Annotated in this window: 1 protein-coding gene; it reads right to left on the bottom strand. The window is 66.7% G+C overall.

What is annotated here, in order from left to right; all coding sequences use genetic code 11:
- Positions 1-43: 43 nt before the first annotated feature.
- On the bottom strand, positions 44-631 hold a 588-nt coding region (locus tag AC5L36_RS45385; RefSeq protein ID WP_441225333.1), incomplete at its 5' end, for a lytic polysaccharide monooxygenase auxiliary activity family 9 protein.

The raw sequence follows: 631 nt of genomic DNA, 5'->3' as shown, positions 1-631 counted from the left end.
GTGTCCTGGGCCGGGGTGGTGCTGTGGCTGTTGGTGTTACCGGTCAGGTGATGGTGATGTCGCTGCACCACATGTAGGCCTGATCCAGGTGCGAGGCCTGCCAGATCACAAAGAGGATGTGGTTTCCGGTGCGTCCTGCGGGGATCGTGACGTTGAACGAGATGTTCTGCGCCGGCGCGTAGCGTCCGGTCGTCGTGATCAAGTCGAGGTTGCCCCAGCCGAGGCTCTGGGTGGCCGGGTTGAACCCCTGCTTGGTGACGTAGACCCGGAAGTAGTCGGCGCCGTGGCTGGCCTGGTCGTACAGCTGGGCCGTGAAGCTGCGCCCGACGGTGGTCCTCTTCCACGCTCCGGGCTGGTTCAGGGTGTTGTTGCGGGCGAGGCCGTTGCTGCACAGCTGCCCGTCCGGGGTACGGGCCTGGAACTGGCCGCCGAGGCCGTCCCGCAGCGCGCTCATCCAGTTCCACATGGTGTCGGGGTTGGCCTGGAAGGCCGCCCAGCACATGGGGTCCTGCTGCTGCATGGCCGGGTTCATGTGCTGGCTGCCCCAGGTCTTCCAGCACTGGTAGGCGCGCGTCATCGGGTTGATGATCGTGCCGTGCGCCTGGGCCGCACCGGTCCACGGCAGCATGCC

It is taken from the genome of Phytohabitans sp. LZ39, from assembly GCF_059359075.1.
The sequence above is the reverse complement of the archived record's forward strand: the minus strand, read 5'-3'. Positions and strand labels throughout refer to the sequence as shown.